This is a genomic window from Moorena sp. (assembly GCF_982860115.1).
This window is the reverse complement of the sequence record NZ_CEYLVT010000174.1, coordinates 1-16,103: the sequence shown is the minus strand read 5'-3', so window position 1 is coordinate 16,103 and position 16,103 is coordinate 1. Positions and strand designations below refer to the sequence as shown.

Below are 16,103 nucleotides of genomic sequence, written 5' to 3'. Positions count from 1 at the left end.
GGGGGATAAGAAAATATACTTAATTTGTCGTTAAAATCATCATTGTCTTGATGCAGTCGCTCATGGGGGAAACCCCCAAGACCGCGCTGCATCGCTTGTTCGTTGTTTTTCTTTTCCTCTCCCTCTGGGTCGTCCCATGTTTTACCCAAATGTAAAAAACCTACCCCTGTGAGGGGGTTAGTATACCCTGAAATATTGTTTTGGCTTTTTTTGTATAATCAAAAAAAATATAAAATTTAAAAAACCAAAAGATTACCACAACTCATCAAACTTTTAATCCGAATAATTTCGGATAATTAATTTTATTTTATAAGCCCATAAATTTCCAATAAAAATTGCCATTTTAAAAAAAAATGATTAACTTGTAAATGAAGATTGAATTTCACATCAATGAAAACCAAATATCTGATTTGCGTAGCTACTGTTTCTGTATTAAGCAGTATTGTGGCAACTACTACTGCTGCTAAAAGTGCCACTATCGTTCAATCCGCATCAGTGCCACTGATGCCGACAAATATCACTGACGAGCTTCTGACACCTGTTATCAACCCCTTCGACACTAGTCTCGGTACCCTTGATTCCGTGACCATAGAATTTAACGGGCGAATGTCAGGAGACGCACGGAGTGAAAGCCTAGACGCACAGCCAGCAACTCTGACTTGGAATCTGGAAGGCTTATTCACATTGGTAGGACCAAATAATACAACCCTGTTCACAGAAACAGCAACAGTACGAGATTCAGCGGAAGTCGCTGCCTATGATGGCACAACAGATTTTCAGGGTCCGTCTGCAGTTTCATTCATCGGACTAACCGGTGATGTATCCGGTGAAAAAACCTTCACAAATGATTCAGTGTTTAATGCCTTCCTAGGCACTGACCCCGTAGACTTTTTGTTCTCTGCGGAAACCATATCAATTGTTACCGGAACCGCTAATATCGTCAATGCGATCGCAACAAAAGCCGAAGCGGATGTTAAGGTTACTTACGACTACACACCATCAGAACCAGAGCCAGTACCAGAAGCGTCGAGTGTCCTTGGCTTAGGTTTAGTCGCAGGACTAAAACTGTTCTGGAAACGAAAGGAATATTGTTAATTGTTAATATCCAATTTTCAATTGCTTTAAGTGATAGCTTTTAAAGCCACTTATTTTCAGGCTGTTTCGGTTTCCTTAGATGTGTAAAAAATCATCGATATAACGTTTTCAGCCGGTCTCATTTTTGAATACTTGATGGTTTTGGATTTGAAGTCTTTTACTAATATCATTCTGGAAGTGCTCAGCGCTATTTTGGTTTCTGTTATTATGATATACCAGCAAAAGCCTGGAAAATAAATAGTCACAAACTTCCCATTCCTCATTATCTAAAACATCAATAGGTGCTGAACCCTGATAGTAATAAATTTTCCCTAAATCCAGGAACGGAACCACATCCGCAGCTGATAACCTGACTCAGACAAGGGTAGACCTAAGTAAATTGGTAACCAGAATATAAAAGCCAGTAGAACTACCAAGATTACGGTGACAGCAGCACTACGATACTGGTTTTGCTCACTGTGTAGCCAGCGGTCAACTAGCCAAGCTAGTGCTAATCCAGAAAACACTGAAGCTCCCATATAATGATACAGAAACGTGCAGCGAGTCACTTTCGTCCAGGGCAATAGGTTAGCGGCGTAGTTTACGATCAAATAGAGGGTAATCCAGCTATAGGAGGTTGGTATAGATTTCCAGCCCACCCCTTCTAACATGCGTTGGGTTAACAGCAGCAGCAGCAACAAAATTGCTGTAGTGGAGAGCCACCATAGGAAAGGATTGCCTATGGCATGGACATCATAGATTACACTGCTCGTACCAGCCGATAAGGGGGAGTCAGTGGGAACAGCCTCAGGGCTGTGACTAGCAGTTTGATAGAAGTAAGCAACCGGACGCCACATTAACAGCCAACTATACCAGCGGGAACAGTAAGGATGGACGTCAGTACCACTGCCCACATTTTGATGGAAGGTTAAAATTTTGACTTGAGACTCCCAGAATCCAGGGGTAGGATTCATCAGTAAGTGAGGAATCCACAGCAGGCTGTAGGTCAGAGCTGGTAAACTTACCAAGTTCAGCAGGATGTGCCCGACATTCAGTTCCGTCAGGTTCTGTAATGGATGGCGTCCCGATGGTATGGGGCGAATACGGGTTTTCTGGCCAAAATAAGTTCTGAATAATTGCCATATCCAAGCAACAGCCCATAGGATATAAATGCCTAACAAAAACCACAAGCCATTCCACTTAATGGCTGCGGAAGCACCAAAAAACACACCAGATAGGATTAGCATCAGCCAGCGTTTTGCACCGTGATGATTCAGAGCCAGCAGAAAAAACAACTGACCCAGTAATCCCAAGATCACTAAATATATATTGTTGAGGGCATAGCGGGATTCTACTAGGAATAAACCATCAGTAGCTGAAAACAGAGCAGCAATCAAGGCATAGCTGCGACGTCGATTGAGTTGATAAGCCAGAGCCGCCACTACGATCGGAATCAAAGAACCCGTCAGGGCATTCAGCCATCGGTAACTCCAGGTAGAGCGTAACGAACCCGTCAGGTCGTTAACTGTATCCTGTCCAAAAGGTAGGTGAGAGCCAATCCAGATGCCAATGGCAATGATGTACTGACTTAGGGGAGGATGGGGATTGAAAAAGGAAGTACCAGTTAAGTAGTTATTGGCAAATATAGCGTAGTAAACTTCATCGAATACCAGGCGATTAAATCGACCCAGTCCCCAAAATCGCAGGGCGAGTGACAGTAAAACAATGGCAGTTATGCCAATGCTAAACCAGGGGATAGACGAATCAGACGGCTTTTTTGGCAAAATCATCACCATCGAGGCTTGAGTTATCGGTCAATAGCACACTCAATCTGGACGAGAGGAGACCTTGATCAGAAATTTTTTTCTGGGGGAACAGTCGGAACAGAGATCACAGTGGAAATACAACACTGCCCCTTTATCCCCCTTGTCTGCCTTCCCTAATTCCGAAAGTATAGAATATGCCAATTAAATGCACACTACCTTAATCACCTGTAAGCTGATCACCTGCAACCTGTAACTTATACCTGATCAGCATCTGTAGCTCGGATAAATGAAATTGGGATCATTTATCCCTTTTATTACTTTTAACCCTTTTGTGTTTGTTATTGTTTTGTTCCCTTTAATCTCTTTAATCCCTTTAACTTTTTTGCACGCTTATCCTCCCTTCGTTTCTCCCTCGTGCCTATACAATTGTGATATAACCAAAAAAATATCAGACAAGTATTCCGGATTTTCCTCTAACTGGATTGAAAAATTAATAATAGGCATCACCACTGGACCTTTCATTATTATGAAAAAATTGCTTCACATTTTTTACACAAACTATCACTATTTTTAAACTGTTCGTAAAGATTATGAATGGGGGATGTTTTTAGGCTGAAAAATGATTTTATAGTGGGAAAAGTTGAGGTAGAATTTATCTGGTTTTTATGGAGAAGTAGAAAAACTAGTTTTTCTACTTGAGAAGAATTATCCCTGGGTGTGCTGCCACTCTAAACCCTCAGTAGCAGTAAAGATTATTTTCTCGTTAATAGAGAAAAATATGCCTCTGCTAATGACTTAAAGTCAATGATTAAAACAATCAAAAGCCCACGGAGTTAGCACATACTAAACACTTATGAGAATCCCACTTCTTAATCAAGTAAATGGCACAGACAACGACGACTGGCTCACAGGTACCCCTGGGCGAGATAATATCGACGCCGGAGAAGGGGCTGACATTGTATTCGGAGGTGTCGGAGTTGACTTTATCGACCTTGGTTATGATGATGATCGTGATATGACCTGGTATACTGACTTTTCTCAAAGGACGGACATCATCGAAAACTTCGATCCCAACGATGAAGATATTGTGGTTCTAACCTCTAGTTTCTTTTGGAATCTTGTTCAAAGTGAAGGTTTGAATTCAGATGCCAGTGTTGAAGATTGGTTAGAAATTAATCAGTTTGGTTCAGATACTTATATTAGAGTAGATCAAGATGGTCTTCAAGGGGACACCCCCTTCAGAACATTAGCTATCCTAAAAAATGTTGATGCAAACGATATAGATATAGATATAGTTGATGGCGATTTCATCATCGGATGATTAACCACAGGTGATGCGGGAATTGTCACGATTAGCTTCGAGGATAGGTGTGGAACCAATCAGCAATCCGCTCAGTCTTAAACCCAAGACTGTCAGATGGGTTTCCAGCGTCTACTCGGAAAAAATATCCATTTTGGAACTGGGAAGCATCTACCAATGACTAATCTCTAGTTCTCAACAAAGATAATAAATATGTTTCACCTTAAAAACTACAAGCGCTTCTCTTTGAGAACAGGTATTGTCAGCCTGATCGGTGTGGCCAGTTTATTTGATACTAATCCTGCCTCAGCCACCATTATCACTAATGGTAGTTTTGAAAACGATTTCACGGGCTGGGAAACATTGGGCAGTGCTTCTGTTCGCACCGCAGGTTTTGGTAGTCAACCTACTGACGGCAGTTTCTATGCCCAGCTAGATACATTCCTTCCCCAAGAAAAAGAGAACTTCGTGGAGCTAGCCAATTTTCTAGAGCTCGACATTACAGGGCTGGATCAGATCGGCAATGGCAAGGGGGAGGTGTTTGAAGGATCAGCAATCAGAACTACCTTTACAGCAGTTGCAGGAGATGTTCTTAATTTCGATTACAACTTCCTCACAGATGATTTCGGTTCTGAATATTTTAATGACTTCGCTTTTGTAGGAATTTCCGGTCAGGTGAATGGTTTGGCTGATACCTTCTCAGTATTAGCTGATTCCATGACACCGTTTGTTAATGAAACTGGTTTTAACACCTACTCTCAGAAAATTGCTTCCTCTGGAACCTACACTGTGACCATAGGTGTAACAGATGTTGGGGATGGTGCCTTTGATTCAGGAGTACTAATCGATAATGTCAATGTAGTCAGACTCGACATACCTGATCCCCCGCCAGTTCCAAAACCAACTGATCCCCCCTCAGTTCCAAAACCAACTGATCCCCCCTCAGTTCCAGAACCAACTGATCCTACCTCAGTTCCAGAACCAACCTCTGTATTGGGGTTACTAGCCATTGGGGCTTTAGGGGTGAGAACTCAGTTGAAAAAACACAAACAAAAGTGTGAGGGAACTAGTAAAACACAGATCTAGCAGGCCAATGAACTAGAGCGATAAGCAGCGAGTTTTGGTTGCTCAGTAATGATAATCATGACAGAAGGCCATGGACGATTTATATTATGCAATAGTTTCGCTTCACACCTATCCCAACGGCAGGACAATCTCTGAGTTTAGTTACACATGCTCTAAAATCAGAATTATGTTATTCTGGAATGATAGCTATTCGGCTAATCAGTCACCAAGGTAATATCAATCTCCGCAACTTCTTGTTATAGCCTTATAATAGCTCGGTGCTCTAGGGTCTTTGATCCTGATTTTGTTATTTGATAGCCTTTGATCAGAACGTTTTGACGTTACAAAATCTTTGTAAAACTTAATATATAGTGATACCAAGTGGCGAGTACTCAGCTATCACCTATCAGCGGTCAGCCCAGTTGCTTAGAACTGACCCTCAAGCAATAACTAAAAGCTCCGAAGGCACAATCAATCCCATTACTGCAACTTTGGCATGATCACAAGTAGTGTGGTGTCAGTAGTCAGTTTCCCAGTAGCAATTCCCGATTAGCGCTTTACCGTTTGCCCTAGTTTCGCGCTTTTGTGGAAAAACTGTACTGTTGAAGCTTGAAATTTAGGAATTATAATATACAGTGGGCGATATCTAATATCATATCTACAACCGCGCTACCACAAAGCCAAACATTTCTTATGGGGACAACTACAGTTTTACGAATAGGCGATCGCGTCATTAGTGCAGAAGAAATAGTTCCCCTGCTAGCTGGTTACCAATTGCTGCCACCGTTAATCCGTGAGATTATCATTGACGAGGCAGTGGCTACCACAAGCTGCACACCAGAAGAGAAGGCTCAAGCCTATCAGCAGTTCTTGGAAAAAAATCAGCTCATTGACGAGACGGCTAAACAGGCTTGGCTAAAGCAGCGTGGTATGAATCCAGCTCAATTAGAAGCCCTAGCGGTACGAAGTATTCTGATTGAGAAATACAAACAACAAACCTGGAGTCACAAACTGGAATCTTATTTTCTGGAACGGAAGGGACAATTAGACCGAGTGATTTATTCCCTGATTCGGACTAAAGACCCAGGGGTAGCCCAAGAAATCTATTTCCGCATTCAAGAAGGAGAAGAGTCTTTTGCTGACCTAGCCAGGGAATATTCCCAAGGACCAGAAGCTCAAACTGGGGGATTAATCGGTCCAGTTGAACTGAGCGTACCTCACCCCGCGTTAGCCCAAATGCTTCGCCTGAGCCAACCTGGACAATTGTTCCCACCGACACGCTTGGGAGAATGGCTGTTAATCGTGCGTTTGGAGAAGTTTATGCCAGCCCAGTTAGATGATTCGATGCGCCAGCGACTGCTGAATGAATGTTTCAGCACCTGGCTCAGTGAGCAACTGAATCAGCAATTAGCAGCGTTAGATTAACAACTTTACTCTCTTATGAAACTAAACTCAATAAACTAAAGACAGCGGCTAAGATTCCGGATTTTGGGGAACATGGGCGGGATTTGGCTAATAGTTTTATCATCTCGCGCCAGATTGAGAAGATTCGGAAAAACCCGTTTAGCTTGCAGATATGGTAATCCTGAAACTGTGCCGTGGCTAAATGATCAGTAGTCTATGGTGATCGGGTAAATTTTTGTTGTTTAAGGCTAGTCTCAATATATTTTCCCTATTCACCATCATAGCATAGCCAACTAGTTACATTTCTTAATGAAAGAAGCGCTAAGCAAGTCCTAGGGTGCTCTGTAGAGTCTTTACATAAAAGACAGACCTAATATTTATAGCATATCCTCATAAATACCCCATGAGAAGCTGTTATTAAATTTAAGCTAACTAATCTCAAATTTAAGCTAACTAATCTCAAATCCTAAGAGGCTCAATGACTTATACAACAACAATTCAAGAGTTTCTAGCTGGTATTTCGCCGTTCAATCAATTGTCAAGGGCAGCACGGCAAAAACTGTCCACTAGTTGCCAACTGTTGCGCTACCGCATGGGCCAGACAATTGTGGTCAGGGATAAAATGCCAGGCCAAGTCTCAATTCTCTTCCAAGGCAAAGCCCGTCTAATTGGCTATGACCAACGCCGTCAAACCCCCACAACCCTCAAATTACTACAACCAGGGGCGATTCTTGGGTGGGTCAGTTTGGTCAGGGGCATACCTTGTGAAACTGCGATCGCATCGGTGGAAACGGTTTGTGTCACCATCAATGCGGCTGACTTCTTAGCGCTGCTAGATACAGAAAAATCTTTCTCAGATGCCTTCAAAGCCCGTTGTGGTCTAGTGGAAATCTTTGATCTTTTGGGAACAGAGTTGGGGCGTCGGGCTGAGGCAGAGACTGACCTCAAAGCACTTGCCCTGTTAGCCTGGTCAGACGCTTTAGTTTATAACCTACCTCGGGGCAAGCAAATGTCAAGCCAACTCGACCCCAATCGAGTATGGTTTGTGAGTGGAGGAGCAGCCGCCAATTTACCAGTAGGGTCTTGTCTGAGTTCGGACGCATTGTCTAGCTTACAGGTCAATGGTCATGGTGCAACGCGCTTGGTGGGAATTCCAGAAGCTATTTTCTCTGAGCAAACCGCTACTGACTCGGAAACCCTGGCTGAGCCTAGCGATACAATTCGCAGTATACCTCAAGACGATATTCCCCAGGCTCCAGACCGACCGGATGAGGCTCCGGAGACGATTTACACTGAGCAGACTACTCCTACAAAATTCCCTTTTATACGGGGTAAAGGAGTGGTGCAGGAATCCTTGGCTTGTTTCCAAATGCTGAGTAAGTATTTTAAAATGCCTTTCCGCAAAGATAGTATACGGAAGGTGCTAAAAAACCAGCATGCTCGCACCGGTCAAATCTCCCTTCAGAACTGTGGTGCAGTGGCAGAACTGATGGGATTAACTGCCCAACTGGCAACAGTACCAGCTAACGCTATCAAACGTTTACCGACCCCAGCGATGCTATTGTGGCACGATAGCTTAGCTATTCTCTATGAAGCCAGTGAACGGCAAATAGTGCTGGCGGTGCCACAGTTGGGAATCCAACGGCTTAAACCCAAACATTTTGAAGAAAACTGGGGAGAAGGCGGGCAGGTACTTCTGTTAAAACCTACCAAAGACACCCCTACCCAGCGGTTTGGTCTGAGTTGGTTTTGGCCTTCTATCGTTCGTTATCGCAAGGTATTGGCGGAAGTTTTAATTGCTTCTTTCTTTGTTCAACTGTTAGGTCTCGCCTATCCCTTGATTATCCGGGTACTCATTGACAAAGTGATATCCCAAAACAGTACCGATACCTTGCAAGTACTGGGAATTTTACTGTTGGTGGTGTCGGTTTTTGAGGGGGTTTTAATCACCCTGCGTACCTACCTGTTTGTAGATACGACCAACCGTATCGATATGTCTCTTGGTTCCGAGATTATCGACCACCTGTTGCGCTTACCCTTAAACTATTTCGAGAAACGACCCGTTGGGGAGTTGTCTACTCGCATCAATGAGCTAGAAAATATCCGCTCCTTTTTGACTGGGACAGCCCTAACCGTGGTGTTAGATTCAGTCTTTTCTGTAATCTACATCGTGGTCATGTTCATGTTTAGTTGGGTGCTGACCCTGGTGACTTTGTCAGTGATTCCTTTGTTCATGATCCTGACCCTGATCGTTTCCCCAATTGTGCGGCAACAGCTACGGAATAAAGCGGAACGGAATGCTCAAACCCAATCCTATCTAGTGGAGGTCTTATCTGGCATTTCCACCGTCAAAGCCCAGAATATTGAATTGCGATCGCGTTGGAAATGGCAAGAGAAATATGGGCGCTATGTTAGTGAAGGCTTCAAGAATGTGCTAACCTCTACTGCTGCCAGTTCTATGAGCACCTTCTTGAACAAACTCTCTGGTTTACTTGTGCTGTGGGTAGGGGTCTATCTAGTACTAGATGGACAATTAAGCTTAGGGGGGTTGATTGCCTTTCGGATTATTGGGGGCTACGTTACCAGTCCCTTGCTGCGTTTAGCTCAACTTTGGCAAAACTTCCAGTCTACAGCCCTATCCCTCGAACGCCTCAGTGACATTGTCGATACACCAAAAGAAGTGGCTGAAGCAGACCAGGGTAATATCCCCTTGCCCTCTGTCAGGGGAGACATTCGCTATGAAAATCTCTCCTTCCGCTTTGCCAAGAGTGGACCAATGCAACTGAATAACATTAACGTGGAGATTCCAGCTGGTTCATTTGTAGGGATTGTGGGTCAAAGTGGTTCCGGTAAGAGTACCATGACCAAACTTTTGGCTAGACTCTATGCTCCAGAGTCCGGTCGCATCATTGTCGATGGTTACGATATCTCGAAAGTCGAACTCTATTCCCTGCGGCGTCAGATTGGGATTGTGCCTCAGGAAACCCTGTTGTTTGAGGGAAGCGTTCAAGAGAATATTGCTCTGACCAATCCTGATGCAGACAGTGAGGAAATTATTCAGGCAGCAAAGATAGCAGTAGCCCACGATTTTATCATGGACTTGCCTTTGGGTTACAATAGCAGCGTTGGTGAAAGGGGTTCAGGTCTTTCCGGGGGACAACGACAGCGTATTGCGATCGCCAGAACGATTTTGCAATCACCCCAGTTAATGATATTAGATGAAGCCACCAGCGCTCTCGATTATGACACCGAGCGGCAAGTGTGTTTAAATCTAGCGGAAGCTTTTCAACAAAGCACGGTATTGTTCATTACCCACCGCCTAGGAACCATTCGTAACGCTGATATCATTTTGATGATGGATCGGGGTTCAATAGTAGAGCAAGGCACTCATGATGAACTGATGGCTCAGAAAGGTCGTTACTATTGCCTCTACATGCAACAAGATGCTCAAATGTAGCTATCAAGGGTGAAGGATGAAGGATTAACCATGAAGGGTTAAGCATTAAGGATTAAGGGTGAAGGATTAAGTGTGTATTGTCTCGGCAGTTGCTATTTGGTTTAACCCTTGGTGTCGGATAGACTAGGCTCAAGGATAAAAAAATACTAGTGGTCGGGTAGTTACTTTTACAGCAAGCGTTAAATTGAGAGCGAGAAGTTTTGGCTAACTCCCCCTAAAGTAAGTGATAAAAATGATCAATGAGTCAGTTTTTTTATTAGTTACTAAATTTAATTAGTCAACCCGATAATTATCTCATTAGTCATCCTTTATCCTTAATTCGTCATCCTTTATCCTTCATTCTTTCTTTTTTATCCTTGATAATTCATCCAATACCCAAGTATTAACCAATAGCAGGAGCTAATAACGATGAGCCAATATAATGGCAATGGTAATGGCAATGGTAATGGCAATGGTAATGGCAATGGTTCCAAACGAAATCCAAAAATAAACTTAGGTTCTGTGGGTACTATGAGCAAAACCACAGTTCCTCAAGACACCAGGGACAGACATCGTGCTTCTAATAGTCACCTCGAATTCGACCAGCCAGTTATTCTAGAACAATCGCCCCATTGGTCTCATGCCATTCTCTGGGCACTGTTGAGTCTAACCAGTTTTGGTGTGGTGTGGGCTTACTTTGCCAAAATTGACTATGCCGTTCCCGCTCGGGGCAAGCTAGAGCCACAAGGTGCAGTTAAAGAAGTCCAAGCTCCTGTGGGTGGAGTGGTGACAAACATTCATATCAAGGAAGGACAGCCGGTTAAAAAAGGGGATTTACTCCTTTCGTTTGAGCCCAAAGCTACTCAGGCTCAACTGACGTCTCTCAACAAACGTCGCGCTACCTTAATCAGAGAAAACCAGTTTTATCAAGCTGCAATTAGTAATCCTTCTTATCCACCTGTACCACCACCAGGTTTGGACATACAACTGTCCTCACAATTGCCTTCTCTGATCGCTAGTCGAAACACGGTACTGGCAGAAATTGGACTTTATCGCGCTCAACTGAGTGGAGGTTCCTCTATCGCTAATCTTAGCCCTGAACAACGAATTCGTTTACAATATGGGACTTCTGCACTTGACGCTCGGATTGCTGAACTTGAGAGTAGAATTGGCTCCCTACAGGAACAGCTCAAACAAAATCAGATTCAACTTGCCAATGGCAGAGATATCCTGAGTGTTGAGCAGGGTATTCTTGCAGATCTCAGACCCCTGTATGAACAAGGGGGGTTTTCTAAGATTCAGTTCTTGAGGCAGGAAAATGAGGTCAAAAATCGCCAAACTGAGATAAACTCTAGGATTGAAGAAGAAAAACGCTTGCAAAAAGAAATTGCTGGGGTCAGAGCGAGTCTACTCAATACTATTGCCTCTTCTCAACGAGAACTGGCTGATTTGATGGCCCAAAATAAAGAAAGGATTGATAGCATAAACACCCAAATAGCTAGCATCATCAGTCAATTAAATCAACGCATTGTTGATAACAATAAACAGATGGCGGAAATTGATAGCCAGTTGCAGCAGGCTCAACTAACCCTAAGCTATCAAGAACTACGAGCTCCTGTGGATGGAACAGTCTTTGATTTGCAACCCTCAACTCCTGGTTTTGTTGCCAATACCAGTGAGCCAGTGCTCAAAATTGTTCCCGGTAGCTCTGTGATTGCTAAGGTATTTCTTACCAACCGAGACATCGGGTTTGTGAAAGCAGGTATGGAAGCCGAAGTCAGAGTTGACTCTTTTCCCTTTAGTGAGTTTGGTGATGTAAAAGGGAAGGTAATATCTATTGGTTCTGATGCCCTACCACCGGATCCGGCGGAATTGCGTCAAGACTATACTTTCCCTGCCAAAATCGAATTGGATAAACAGTTCATTACTGCTTATGGCGAAAAAGAGCCATTGCAATCGGGTATGTCTATCAGTGCCAATATCCGGGTGCGTAAGCGAACAGTGATGAGTATTTTCACCGAGATGTTTTTGGATAAAACTGAAAGCTTGACCAAAATGCGTTAGGCGGCAACCACTCCTCAAGATTACGGTTCTACCGACTGCTGAATTTAAGCACAGATGGGTACATTGGTGAATGTAAAGTACATAAAACTTTACACCAGGGTGATATTTCACCCACTGCTTAAATTCGGTAAGGTGAACCGGGGATGTTTGAACATTTTACAGATAAAGCGATCAAATCCATCATGCTGGCTCAGGAGGAAACCCGTCGCTTGGGACAAAGCCTCGTAGGAACTGAGCAACTTTTGTTGGGTTTGATTGCACAAGGAACAGCTGTGGCAGCCAGAGTGCTGAGTGATTTTGGTGTTACCCTCGAAGATGCTCGCTACTCGGTAGAAAACATTGTGGGTAGGGGTTCGAGAATGGTTAGCTCAGAACTTCCTTTCACCCCCAAAGCTAAACAAATTTTCCAGCAATCGTTCCAGGAAGCTAAGCAACTAGGACACAACTACATCGATACTGAACATTTGTTGCTAGCTATTATTCACGACAGCAACAGCGTTGCGAGTCAAGTACTGGTAAACCTGGGTGTAGACTTAACAGAATTACGCACCCATGTCATTAGTACGATAGCAGAATTAACAGCAGCAACGACTGCTAAGGGAAAAGGTTCATCGTTTATAGGGAATACTCAAAACCAGAAAGCTACCTTAGAAGAATTTGGGACTAATCTGACCAAGTTAGCTGCAGAGGGCAAACTGGATCCGGTAGTTGGTCGTCAGCAGGAAATCGAGCGGGTGGTGCAGATTTTAGGTCGTCGTAGCAAGAATAACCCGATATTACTGGGGGAACCTGGAGTTGGGAAAACTGCGATCGCAGAAGGTCTAGCCCAACGGATTATATCTCAAGATGTTCCGGAGCTGTTGGCAGACAAACAAGTGATTAGCCTAGATATGGCTTTATTGGTTTCTGGTACTCGCTTCCGGGGAGACTTTGAAGAACGGCTCAAGCAGGTTGTGTCTGAAGTCCAGCAATCCGGGAATATTATCCTAGTAATTGACGAAATTCACACCTTAGTCGGTGCTGGATCCTTAGAAGGGGGTATGGATGCGGCTAATCTCCTTAAGCCTGCTCTAGCTAGAGGTGAACTCCAGTGCTTGGGAGCTACTACTCTCGATGAATACCGGAAGTATATCGAGAAAGACGCAGCACTAGAACGTCGTTTCCAGCCAGTCATGGTCTCGGAACCCTCTGTAGAGGATACCATTGACATACTCCATGGTTTGCGCTCAACTTACGAGGAGTATCACAAAGTCCAGATTTCCGACCAAGCGTTACTGGCTGCAGCTCAATTGTCAGACCGCTATATCTCGGACCGCTATTTACCCGACAAAGCCATTGACTTGATTGACGAAGCTGGCAGTCGGGTTCACTTGATGCACTCAAAACCTTCCTCAAGGGCTAGAGCAGAATCAGAGTGGCAGAGTGAGGGAATTGAAGATAACTTACCCCAATCTCCAACTATTCCGATTGTGGATCAAGAACACATTGCTCACATCGTCGCGTCTTGGACTGGGATACCGGTCAATAAACTGACGGAATCTGAATCAGCTCTGCTGCTGCACTTGGAAGAAACCTTGCACGAGCGGATCATTGGTCAAGACGAAGCTGTTACTGCTGTGTCTCGGGCAATTCGTCGGGCAAGAGTTGGATTAAAGGATCCCAATCGACCGATTGCTAGCTTTATCTTCTCTGGTCCGACTGGAGTTGGTAAGACGGAACTCGCTAAATCCTTGGCTTCCTACCTGTTTGGGTCAGAAGACAAGATGATTCGCCTTGACATGTCGGAATATATGGAACGCCACACTGTTTCCAAGCTGATTGGTTCTCCCCCAGGGTTTGTGGGGTATGACGAAGGCGGTCAACTGACTGAAGCTGTGCGACGCCAGCCCTACTCGGTGGTACTATTTGACGAAATCGAGAAAGCTCACCCTGACGTTTTCAATGTACTGTTGCAACTGTTAGATGATGGTCGCTTAACCGATGCTCAAGGTCGTACTGTAGATTTCAAGAACACACTATTAATCATGACCTCCAATATCGGTTCTAAAGTGATTGAAAAAGGAGGTAGTGCTTTTGGCTTTGAGTCATCAAATAACCAAGAGGAGTCTAGATACAACCAGATCCGCACTCAGGTCAATGAAAATCTTAAAGACTATTTCCGTCCTGAGTTCCTCAACCGCCTTGACGAGATAATTGTCTTCCGTCAGCTCAAGAAGAATGAAGTTAAGGAAATTGCTGAAATTCTGCTCCAGGAAATCTCTAGCTCTATACAAGAGAAAGGAATTATCCTGGAAGTCACAGAGGCTTTCAAAGACCACTTAGTCACAGCAGGCTACGAACCGAGCTATGGTGCTAGACCTCTACGACGGGCAATTATGAGCTTGTTAGAAGATAGCTTAGCCGAAGCCATGCTATCTGGTCAGATTCAAGAGGGTGATACAGCAATTGTTGATGTGGATGAGCACGGTCAGGTTACCGTATTATCTGGTAACGCCCAAAAGCGGCTGCTGCAACCAGTTGGTGTTTGCTAGTGCTAAGGAGTGATGCCAAATTTCCTTCCAGGCTGGACTTTAAAGGCTGGATGTGTAGAGGGGTGGCCTGTAACCCCTCTAATATATATATCTACATCTACATATTTATTTTTAGTAGATATATATAGCGCCATAGTTCACAAGGAAAAAGGCTCCTCTTCATGAAGTTAGTTATTCCCGTTGCTCTACCAGAACATTCCTATGATATTGCGATCGCACAACACCTTCCTGATGGCAAAATGACCACAGGTGGCTTAGATGATATTGGGGTTTGGATGAGCCGTCTACAGTTGGGGAAAAAAGTTTTAGTGGTATCGAATCCAGCGATTTTCCGAAGATATGGGGAAAGAGCGATCGCAGCTTTGGAGTTAGTGGGATATCAGGTATCCAGCCTCACCCTCCCTGCTGGAGAACGATACAAAACTGTCAAATCTATCCAAAAGATCTATGATGTTGCCCTAGAAAACCGCCTAGAACGCTCCTCGACTCTAGTGGCATTGGGCGGTGGAGTAATTGGGGATATGACAGGATTTGCAGCTGCCACTTGGCTAAGGGGAATTAATTTCGTTCAGGTACCCACATCGCTGTTGGCCATGGTTGATGCTTCAGTTGGTGGCAAGACCGGGGTCAATCATCCCAAGGGCAAAAACTTGATCGGTGCTTTCCATCAACCACGATTTGTCTTAATAGACCCCTCGGTATTAAAAACATTGCCAGCCCGAGAATTGCGAGCAGGGATGGCAGAAGTGATTAAGTATGGGATTATCTGGGATGAACAGCTCTTTGCCAAACTAGAGGAATCGAAGCGACTTGACCAATTGCGTTACCTGAAGAAGGATTTATTAGAAACAATTCTGTCTCGGTCTTGCCAAGCTAAAGCGGATGTGGTCAGTCAGGATGAGAAAGAAGCTGGCATCAGAGCAATTTTGAACTATGGTCACACCATTGGTCATGCCGTAGAAAGCTTAACTGGCTACAAGTTAGTGAATCATGGGGAAGCGGTAGGGATTGGAATGGTAGCCGCAGGCCAGATTGCTGTGGCACTCCAGATGTGGCAGCCAGAAGATGCCGAACGCCAGGATGCTTTAATCAAAAAAGCTGGACTACCTACTCAGTTACCCAGTGGGCTAGATATTGATGCCATTATTGATACCCTGCAAACGGATAAGAAAGTAAAAGAGGGTAAGGTAAGATTTGTTTTGCCTACCAAGATTGGTGAAGTAACCTTGACAGATCAGGTGCCAACTGATGTGATTAGGGAGGTGCTTCGGCAAATACAGCCATAGGAAAGGGAATCGGGAATCGGGAATCGGGAATCGGGAATCGGGAATCGGGAGTAGCTTACAAGGGTAGGTTTTTGAGAAAGGGGTGACTAGGTACTTTTATTGGTGTTGCGTCAGTCTTTGAACCCACATTCCGCAGGTTAGCTTGGATATAGAATCTTTTTTACGACACTATGGGAA

At 44.1% G+C, this 16,103-nt stretch carries 9 protein-coding genes; 8 read left to right on the top strand and 1 reads right to left on the bottom strand.

Features of this window, described 5'->3' with window-relative positions; translation table 11 throughout:
- Positions 1–390 precede the first annotated feature (390 nt).
- Positions 391–1,095 carry a choice-of-anchor E domain-containing protein gene (locus AC4II3_RS23905; protein WP_488011836.1) on the top strand — a complete coding sequence of 235 codons (705 nt, stop codon included), beginning with the start codon at positions 391–393 and terminating at the stop codon, positions 1,093–1,095.
- Between the two features lie 311 nt (positions 1,096–1,406).
- Here the strand turns inward: AC4II3_RS23905 and AC4II3_RS23900 are convergent, their stop codons facing one another.
- A complete protein-coding gene (locus tag AC4II3_RS23900) occupies positions 1,407–2,864 on the bottom strand; it encodes a dolichyl-phosphate-mannose--protein mannosyltransferase (protein WP_488011838.1) in 1,458 nt (485 codons plus the stop codon).
- 829 nt (positions 2,865–3,693) lie between these two features.
- Between AC4II3_RS23900 and AC4II3_RS23895 the strand changes: the two genes are divergently transcribed.
- The 7 genes from AC4II3_RS23895 to aroB all read left to right on the top strand — a co-directional run bounded on the left by AC4II3_RS23895 (position 3,694) and on the right by aroB (position 15,926).
- Complete coding sequence (locus AC4II3_RS23895) at positions 3,694–4,161, top strand: hypothetical protein (protein ID WP_488011840.1); 468 nt, start codon at positions 3,694–3,696, stop codon at positions 4,159–4,161.
- A 192-nt stretch (positions 4,162–4,353) separates the two neighbouring features.
- Entirely contained in the window at positions 4,354–5,226 is an 873-nt protein-coding gene (locus tag AC4II3_RS23890; protein WP_490722906.1) for a PEP-CTERM sorting domain-containing protein, read from the top strand.
- Between the two features lie 672 nt (positions 5,227–5,898).
- Entirely contained in the window at positions 5,899–6,630 is a 732-nt protein-coding gene (locus tag AC4II3_RS23885; RefSeq protein WP_488011844.1) for a peptidylprolyl isomerase, read from the top strand.
- Between the two features lie 457 nt (positions 6,631–7,087).
- Positions 7,088–10,066, top strand: coding sequence for a peptidase domain-containing ABC transporter (locus AC4II3_RS23880; protein ID WP_488011846.1), 2,979 nt, complete (start codon positions 7,088–7,090; stop codon positions 10,064–10,066).
- Positions 10,067–10,474: 408 nt separating this feature from the next.
- A complete protein-coding gene (locus AC4II3_RS23875) occupies positions 10,475–12,109 on the top strand; it encodes a beta-barrel domain-containing protein (protein WP_488011848.1) in 1,635 nt (544 codons plus the stop codon).
- 143 nt (positions 12,110–12,252) lie between these two features.
- Positions 12,253–14,640, top strand: coding sequence for an ATP-dependent Clp protease ATP-binding subunit (locus AC4II3_RS23870; RefSeq protein WP_488011850.1), 2,388 nt, complete (start codon positions 12,253–12,255; stop codon positions 14,638–14,640).
- A 161-nt stretch (positions 14,641–14,801) separates the two neighbouring features.
- Positions 14,802–15,926, top strand: coding sequence for a 3-dehydroquinate synthase (gene aroB / locus AC4II3_RS23865; RefSeq protein WP_488011852.1), 1,125 nt, complete (start codon positions 14,802–14,804; stop codon positions 15,924–15,926).
- Positions 15,927–16,103: the final 177 nt, after the last annotated feature.

Bases quoted from the DNA above. Each gene is read 5' to 3' on its own strand.
- aroB (WP_488011852.1), top strand. From the start codon at position 14,802: ATGAAGTTAGTTATTCCCGTTGCTCTACCAGAACATTCCTATGATATT.
- AC4II3_RS23890 (WP_490722906.1), top strand. From the start codon at position 4,354: ATGTTTCACCTTAAAAACTACAAGCGCTTCTCTTTGAGAACAGGTATT.
- AC4II3_RS23870 (WP_488011850.1), top strand. From the start codon at position 12,253: ATGTTTGAACATTTTACAGATAAAGCGATCAAATCCATCATGCTGGCT.
- AC4II3_RS23905 (WP_488011836.1), top strand. From the start codon at position 391: ATGAAAACCAAATATCTGATTTGCGTAGCTACTGTTTCTGTATTAAGC.
- AC4II3_RS23880 (WP_488011846.1), top strand. From the start codon at position 7,088: ATGACTTATACAACAACAATTCAAGAGTTTCTAGCTGGTATTTCGCCG.
- AC4II3_RS23885 (WP_488011844.1), top strand. From the start codon at position 5,899: ATGGGGACAACTACAGTTTTACGAATAGGCGATCGCGTCATTAGTGCA.
- AC4II3_RS23895 (WP_488011840.1), top strand. From the start codon at position 3,694: ATGAGAATCCCACTTCTTAATCAAGTAAATGGCACAGACAACGACGAC.
- AC4II3_RS23875 (WP_488011848.1), top strand. From the start codon at position 10,475: ATGAGCCAATATAATGGCAATGGTAATGGCAATGGTAATGGCAATGGT.
- AC4II3_RS23900 (WP_488011838.1), bottom strand. From the start codon at position 2,864: ATGATTTTGCCAAAAAAGCCGTCTGATTCGTCTATCCCCTGGTTTAGC.